The sequence below is a fragment of the Corynebacterium vitaeruminis genome (assembly GCF_001054325.1).
GTDB classification, from domain to species: domain Bacteria; phylum Actinomycetota; class Actinomycetes; order Mycobacteriales; family Mycobacteriaceae; genus Corynebacterium; species Corynebacterium vitaeruminis_A.
The window spans coordinates 1-7,018 of sequence record NZ_JVVM01000007.1; the positions used below are offsets into that span (position 1 = coordinate 1).

5 protein-coding genes are annotated in these 7,018 nt (G+C 60.3%); 3 read left to right on the plus strand and 2 right to left on the minus strand.

Translation table 11 applies throughout. The annotated features are described in order from the left end of the window. Positions 1–264: 264 nt before the first annotated feature. Positions 265–453 (minus strand): hypothetical protein, encoded by a 189-nt coding sequence (locus tag ADA16_RS01995; protein ID WP_016423317.1) that lies wholly within the window; start codon positions 451–453, stop codon positions 265–267. A 74-nt stretch (positions 454–527) separates the two neighbouring features. Between ADA16_RS01995 and ADA16_RS02000 the strand changes: the two genes are divergently transcribed. The 3 genes from ADA16_RS02000 to ADA16_RS02010 all read left to right on the plus strand — a co-directional run bounded on the left by ADA16_RS02000 (position 528) and on the right by ADA16_RS02010 (position 5,560). After that, positions 528–3,041 (plus strand): helicase-associated domain-containing protein, encoded by a 2,514-nt coding sequence (locus ADA16_RS02000; RefSeq protein WP_048758682.1) that lies wholly within the window; start codon positions 528–530, stop codon positions 3,039–3,041. A 148-nt stretch (positions 3,042–3,189) separates the two neighbouring features. Then, a complete protein-coding gene (locus tag ADA16_RS02005) occupies positions 3,190–4,893 on the plus strand; it encodes a DNA repair helicase XPB (RefSeq protein WP_048758683.1) in 1,704 nt (567 codons plus the stop codon). A gap of 25 nt (positions 4,894–4,918) precedes the next feature. Beyond that, positions 4,919–5,560, plus strand: a complete 642-nt coding sequence (locus tag ADA16_RS02010) for a DUF3239 domain-containing protein (RefSeq protein ID WP_048758685.1) — start codon at positions 4,919–4,921, stop codon at positions 5,558–5,560. A 137-nt stretch (positions 5,561–5,697) separates the two neighbouring features. Here ADA16_RS02010 and ADA16_RS02015 read toward each other — a convergent pair whose 3' ends face one another. Continuing rightward, the gene (locus ADA16_RS02015) at positions 5,698–6,840 is read right to left on the minus strand and encodes an alpha/beta hydrolase (RefSeq protein WP_048758686.1); all 1,143 of its coding nucleotides are present in this window, start codon (positions 6,838–6,840) and stop codon (positions 5,698–5,700) included. Between the last annotated feature and the right edge of the window lie 178 nt (positions 6,841–7,018).

Here is a 7,018-nt window from a genome sequence, read left to right on the forward strand (position 1 = left end):
TACTTCTCCTGGTCGAAAGTGGTGATGCATTCACCGCCTGAACCTACCGCTTGAAAGTGTCATAAACTCACACAGTTTCACATTTGCAGCCCACACCCATGGGGCCATTCCGGTGGATTGACCGGAAAAACGGGCTTGAATAAGGTCCAGCCCCTATTCAAGCCCCCCCCGAGGCCACCGATATGAAAACCCGCAGCCGTGACTGAATAACCAGTCACGGCCACGGGTCTTTAGCAGATACAGCTCTGCTCAGAATCTAAATCGTTACTTGTTAATCACCGTGGTCGGGTGCACGTAACCCAGGGTCTCCGGATCAACCGGGAACTCAATGTCGCCGAAAGGCGAATCTGCACCAGCGTGGTGAGCAATCAATTCAGTAACAGCGTGCTGACCAGGTTCGAGGTCCTTCGGCCAGCCGGGATCGACATAGGATTTCTTTGCAACGTTAGCCATGCTGAGATTATCCCAAAAATTTTCTCCCCAGTCACCTTCTTCCCTCCTTAAATCTCACTAAAGTGGGGATTGTCATGACTAGCACCACCCCCTTTGCACTCTTCTCCGACTGGCTGGCAAGTCAACCAGACCAATTTGTGGGCACTATCCTCAGCAATCGCCCCGATGCGCTGTCACCGCCGCCGAAGTCTTCCCAGGTGCTAGCGGCAAGGCTCCAGCTCCGCGCTTCTGTCTCCCGCGCGCTGACCAAACTGCCCGCACTGGAGCTCGCCTGTATTGAGGCCGCCGCGGACCTCGGCGCTGATGCCGAACCCGTCACTGCGGACGCACTCATCGACTACATCCTCGACCTGCTTTCCCGAGCAGAGGTTCCCGCCGATCAGCGGCCTACGGCCACACATATTCGGACAAGCCTCGACACCCTGCGCGAGCACGGCCTCATCTGGGGCAACGGCCCAGGACCGCGCGGCACCTTCACCGGCAAGTCCACCCGCAAGAAGCCTCTGCCCTGGCAGGACTACTTCTGCCTCAGCGATGAGGTCGCCTCCTCGTTACCACCCGGCTGGTATCTTCTGCCCAACCCCGATGGCCCCAGCCGCAGCCAGCTACGCGCGGCGCTCACTGAGGTCACCGACAGGCAACAGCGTCTCCTAGACACCCTCGCCAACGCCGGAGGTCTCGGCGTCACAAAGGACGCCCATCCGGATGCTGACCCCTCGCTGCCGGTCCCGGCGCTCATCAATGTCGGCCTGCTCGAACGCATCGACGAGGGTACCGTCCGCCTGCCCGCCACCGTCCGCGCGCTTATGCGTGGAGTCGGGCTTGCCGACGACGACGTCCCTCTGCGCCCCGAACCCCCCGCTACCCATGCGCTTGTCAGCGGTAACGACCGCGCTGCCGCCACCGCCTGGGAAACTTTGCGGCAGGCGACTGACCTGCTGGAGCTGCTGGGAACTGACCCCGCGCCGACCTTGAAAAACGGCGTCATTGGGGTGCGGGAGACTCGTAATCTCATCGAGGAACTCGGGGTCGATATCTCAGAGCTGGCTCGCAGCGTGGCTAACCTCAGTGCAGCCGGTCTGGTTCATATCGGCACTCCGCATCCGCTGCCGCTGCACGACACCGGTGGTGACTATTTCGCGCCCACACTCGCAGCCGACGGCTTCCTCGACGCCGACCTGGTTGATCGGTGGGTGAGCTTGACGGTCGGCACTCGCACCAGCGACGCAGCACCCTGGCGAGTCGACCAGCTCAATGAGGAAGGCAAGCGCATTGCTCTGCTCTCACCTCATACTCGGCTCTCCGGAGTACCGTCAATCCGGGAAATGGTGCTGGCCTGCTGTGCGCAGGTGGCGTCGTCGGCAAGCGACAACGATGTCGTCGCCCTGACTGACCTGCGTGAATGCGCCGCCTATTACTACCCCATCACCAATGCGCGGTGTACGGACGAGGTGCTCAGTGGCGTGGTCGAGGAGCTGGTCGCCCTCGGCATCGTCGTTCGGGACCCGGGGGTGGAGACGATTTCCGTTGGCCTTAGCGAAGTCGGCAAAGCCATGGTCGCACTCATCGAATCCGGCACTGCCGAGGCCTTCGACAACCTGCGTGCCGCCTGTAACAACCTCTTGCCGCCGAACGCCTCGTACTTGATGGTGCAGGCGGATAACACCATCGTCGTACCGGGCCCCGCATCCCCGGAAATGGAGCGCATGCTCAGTTCGATTGCGCAGCTGGAATCGCCCGGCCTCGCCAGCGTCTACCGAGTGACCGAAGACAGCCTTCGCGATGCCCTCGACGCCGGTATCAACGCCGCCGATATCTCAGAGTTTCTCTCGCGCTACGCCGTCGGCGAGGTGCCGCAGTCCATTACCTATCTGCTTGACGACGTCACCCGCCGCCACGGTCGTCTCCGCGGTGGCCCCGCAGCGTCGTTTATCCGCTGTGATGATCCGGCCCTGTTGGCTTCATTCCAGAGTCATCAGGCTGGCCAACGCCTGGCCCTGCGGAAGATTGCCGAAACGGTGCTGATTAGCCAGGCTCCGCTTGCGCAGGTGATTGAGACCGCCAGAAATGCGGGCTTCTCCATCATCGCCGAAGATGCAGAGGGCCTAGTGTTGGATCTCGGTCGCTCTCCCTGCCGCATTGAGGCACCAGCTCCGGTGCCCACTGCACACACCACGATGCCCGAGCCGGAACGGATCAGTCAGGCATTGACGGCCATAGCCGACGGCAACCGCGCTGCTGAGCACGCCAGTAATTCCAGTGGCACTAGAGCCGGTGGCGGTACTGCTGGGGGCTCTGGTTCGGCCGCGGGCTCGAGAGCCACCGCCGGTGTCGGCGCCAACACCGCCAGCACCGATCACACGAGCGACTACGCCTCCGGTACCGAAGCATTCAAGCTTCTGCAGCGCGCGGCCCGCCACGGCGACGACCTGTATCTAAGCTACGTCGACCGCAACGGCAAACCCGGCCGCAAGCGCGTGCGCCCAGTCACCGTCTCCGGTGGGCAGGTCGATGCCATCGACCCAGCCACCAGCCAAGTGCTGCGCTTCCTGCTGCATCGCATTACCGAGGTACATCCTGTCGACTAGGTTGCGGGATGCGGGGACCGTCGTAAAGCGATGCAAAACCTATGCTGCTATTCAAAGCGATTCAAGCCGGTGGAGCATCTCCTGCGTAATCGTGGCAGAATTGACCTTTAGCTTATTTTTGGTCGAATGTCTGTGAGGCGAGGAGAACATGGGTTTCGGTACCGGTCCACTGATTGTCCAATCGGATAAGACGGTGCTGCTGGAAGTCGATAATCCGGAGGCGGATGCGGCACGTGCTGCGCTGGCACCGTTCGCAGAGCTCGAACGCGCTCCTGAACACGTGCACACCTACCGCATCACTCCGCTGGCACTGTGGAATGCGCGCGCCGCCGGTCACGACGCGGAGCAGGTGGTCGATGTCCTCGAGCGCTATTCCAAGTTCCCCGTCCCACAGCCGCTGCTTATCGACGTCGCTGAGACCATGGACCGCTACGGCCGCCTGAGCCTGACCAAGCATCCAGCTCACGGCTTGATTCTGGTCTCACACGACCCCGCGGTACTGGCCGAGGTGACCAAGCACAAAAAGATTCGTCCGATGCTCGGCGAGCAAATCGATGCCGACACCTGGACCGTGCACCCCTCCGAGCGAGGCCGTATCAAACAGGAGCTGCTGAAGGTCGGCTGGCCGGCCAATGACACCGCCGGCTACATCGACGGCGAGGCACACGCCATCGCCTGGCAGGATCAGGGCACTGGTGGCCACGACACCTGGGAGCTGCGCGACTACCAGCGCATGGCGGCCGATTCCTTCCGCGAGGGTGGCTCCGGCGTGGTGGTGCTGCCCTGTGGCGCAGGCAAGACAATCGTTGGTGCGGCAGCCATGGTGGACGCGCAGCGCACCACTTTGATTCTGGTCACCAACACTGTTGCGGGCAGGCAATGGCGCGACGAACTGCTGCGCCGCACCTCGCTGACCGAGGACGAAATCGGCGAATACTCCGGCGAAAAGAAGGAGATTCGCCCCATCACCATTGCGACCTACCAAGTGGTCACACGCAAGACGAAGGGAGAATACCGCGCCCTCGAGCTCTTCGACTCCCGCGACTGGGGCCTCATCATCTACGACGAGGTCCACCTCCTGCCTGCCCCAGTGTTCCGAATGAGTGCGGATCTGCAGTCGCGCCGTCGACTGGGCCTCACCGCCACCCTGGTGCGCGAAGATGGCCGCGAGGGCGACGTCTTCAGTTTGATTGGTCCGAAGCGCTACGACGCCCCATGGAAGGACATCGAAGCTCAGGGCTGGATTGCACCGGCTGACTGTGTTGAGGTCCGCGTGACCCCGACCGAGTCCGAGCGCATGCTCTACGCCACGGCTGAGGCCTCCGATAGGTATCGCCTGGCCGCAACGACGCCGACGAAGATTCCCGTCGTCAAGCAAATCCTTGCCCGGCACGAAGGCGAGCCCGCTCTGGTGATTGGTGCCTACCTGGATCAGCTCGAAGAAATCGGCGAAGAGCTCGGTGTCGACGTCATCGAGGGAAAGACATCCAACGCCAAACGCGAGGAGCTGTTTGGGAAGTTCCGGCGCGGCGAGATCAGCACGCTGGTCGTCTCCAAGGTTGCGAACTTCTCCATTGACCTTCCCGAGGCCTCTGTCGCCGTGCAAATTTCCGGCACCTTCGGTTCCCGCCAGGAGGAGGCGCAGCGTCTGGGGCGTCTCCTGCGCCCAAAGTCCGATGGCGGTGGCGCCGTCTTTTACTCGGTGGTGACTCGCGATACGCTCGATACTGAATATGCAGCTCACCGCCAGCGTTTCCTGGCGGAACAGGGCTACGCCTACCGAATCGTCGACGCAGATGAGTACCTCGGTCCCGCCCTGCCCGGTGACTCCACCGCTGGCTCAGAATCCTAGAAAACTGGACAGCTAAAGGACTTCCATGAACTTTCACTTTCCCGTCAACCGCGAGCACACAAACGCTAATAACGAGTACTACCGCGACGCCCGCCGGCTACTCATCTCCTCCGGCATCTTCTCTGCTCTGCTGCTCGTAGGCGCTGTGCTGGTTCTTGTGATTTTCGACCGCACACCACTCGTATTCGGTAGCGCTATCTTCCTTTTCATCCTCGCGGCTCTCTACGTCGGTGTCACCTTCCAGGTGCGACGCGCAATCAAGGATCCGCAAGAGCTTTACGACGAGTCCCCGCTGGTCCCGGCCATGATTGCGCGCGTTGATGAGCGAACGATGGTGTTGATGACCTTGGTGGACATGCGTAAGGACCCCTCCGTCGGAGATCCCGCCCCCGCCCTGGCGACGCGTACTGTCACCGCGATTTCCGGCGTGCCCCGTCGCGTGGGCGCAAAGGTGCCAGCTGTCGCTGTGGCCGGCACGCACAAGAGTCGCACCGAGTTCTACGATGAAATCACCCCGGTGCCCCTGGCGTGGTCCACTCCAGATAAGTCAGTTATCGCCCAAGCACAGCGCAATATTCCGGCCAATGATTGGAACCTTCTCGAGCGCAGGATCGACCGGGTGGAGGAAGTACAGGCGACAAGGCGCGACCTCCTGCCGCTGAACTAGCTGGACTAGACTAATTGAAGTAACTATGGCGCGCTGATTCTTCACGCGCCGGTTTAACTTCACTGGCGCTGCCACTTGGCACGCCGCCTTTGCCTGGCTTCCACCCCAAGACGAGCGCGCTACCAGAATAGGCCGGGCTAACCCCGCCCCCAAGACTCCTCGTTCTGGCGGTCAATCGCGTCCTTGTCATATTCGCCTGCCGGATCCTCCGGCAGCTCACGTGACGTGTGAGTGACCTCGAGAATGAAACGTGCCGCGTCCGTAATCTGTTCTCGCTGGACCTTTGGAACCGCAATCTGGTGAGTAGCCAAAAACTCCGTCTGAGAGACCTTTCCGCCCGCTTCCTCGACCGTTTTCAGATACTCGGTCGCTGGACGAACGACGGTATCACGAGAAGCCGATTGCACGTGCACACGCATGCTTCGCGACGGCTTATGTGCTGCCGGTGACACTTCTTTCGCCGAATCATCGGTGGTACCGAAGAAAGCCTGCAACCACACTGCTGCAGCGCCCCGCAGATCTAGGGCCGGAGCAACGAGTAACAGTGAAACCGGTATGTCCTGATCAATCTGGTCCACTGACGAAACGACATTGTGGCCACCTGACGAAACACCATAAAGAACTACCGGGTTCTGCTCACTAATCGGCTTTGCACCCAACTGCTGCAGTTGCAAAGAGTCATCTGCGACTGCAGCGACTACCGTTGAAATGTCTTCAACTGCAACCGATACCTTGTGTTCTGGAGCGAGCCGGTAATCCACATCCACGACGATTGAGCCTGAGCGGGCTGCTAATGCAGCCATGTTGGGACCGAAAGCATTCTCACGTAGAACACCGTCACCCATCCAGAAGCCGCCGCCGTGGGCGGCGACGACCACGGCGCCGGTTGGATCATGCGGGGTAAAAATTCTCACCGGAATTTTATAGCTTTCCCCCACCGTTGTATCGGTTACCTCAACCTTGCCATCGGCATACGCTAGATATGGCGAGGAATGGTTAACGGCTGCCCCCAAGACCATCATCGAGCCATGAATGATGGCGTCGGGCATACGCGCACCGCGATCATTAACGGAGTCACGGGCCTTCCTAATGTCTTCGTCAGAGCCTTCCAGAGGAACGACCTCACTGAGATATGAATAGGCCGACACATGCTCCTCGAGCCATTCAATAAGCTGCTGCAGCTTACCTTCTTCAGTAGTAACAGGGGTGAAGTTATCCTGTGGCTCTTCCTCTGAAGAGGAGAGATTAACGACATCGGAATTAGGAGTCTGATTAACCATAGAGACAGTCTGCCACAGAGCTGTTTCAGATTCGTAGAACTACTTGAGAAAGGCTAACTCAGACATTCTTGAGCCGCCATAAGTACAAGCACCACAAGAAGAGTGAATGCCGTTTACTGTTGGGTGTAAAAAAAAAAGGGGCCGTGGCACCCACCCCACACGGGATGAGCACCACGAC

Excerpts from the sequence above, each read along its gene's own strand:
- ADA16_RS01995 (WP_016423317.1), bottom strand. The coding sequence starts at position 453 with ATGGCTAACGTTGCAAAGAAATCCTATGTCGATCCCGGCTGGCCGAAG.
- ADA16_RS02000 (WP_048758682.1), top strand. The coding sequence starts at position 528 with ATGACTAGCACCACCCCCTTTGCACTCTTCTCCGACTGGCTGGCAAGT.
- ADA16_RS02005 (WP_048758683.1), top strand. The coding sequence starts at position 3,190 with ATGGGTTTCGGTACCGGTCCACTGATTGTCCAATCGGATAAGACGGTG.
- ADA16_RS02010 (WP_048758685.1), top strand. The coding sequence starts at position 4,919 with ATGAACTTTCACTTTCCCGTCAACCGCGAGCACACAAACGCTAATAAC.
- ADA16_RS02015 (WP_048758686.1), bottom strand. The coding sequence starts at position 6,840 with ATGGTTAATCAGACTCCTAATTCCGATGTCGTTAATCTCTCCTCTTCA.